This window comes from Photobacterium sp. DNB22_13_2, from assembly GCF_052873915.1.
In genome coordinates, this window is sequence record NZ_JBNNXU010000170.1 from 1 (window position 1) to 262 (window position 262).

Consider the following 262-nt stretch of genomic DNA (forward strand, 5'->3'; position numbering starts at 1 on the left):
GTGCAGCTTCATGCGTGTGTCTCCGTGGTTGCTGTTGTTGTGGTGGGAATGGCAGGTGCCGTGCCGCGGATCACTTCGAGGTTTTCCGAGCTTTCCGACACCATCACAAAGCCGCCGAAGATCACCAGCGCCAGCCCGATCAGGAAGTACCACTCCGGAAACTGCAGTGTGAAGACGGCGGTGAAGATCGTGGCGAACATCGCGTAGAACGCGCCCAGTGCCTGCCCGCGCCCCACGCCGATCAGCGGGAACGACTTGTACC

Annotated in this window: 1 protein-coding gene; it reads right to left on the bottom strand. The window is 61.1% G+C overall.

Annotated features, from left to right (window positions below):
* Positions 1 to 8: 8 nt before the first annotated feature.
* On the bottom strand, positions 9 to 262 hold a 254-nt coding region (locus tag ACVA58_RS28240; RefSeq protein ID WP_446513547.1), incomplete at its 5' end, for a hypothetical protein.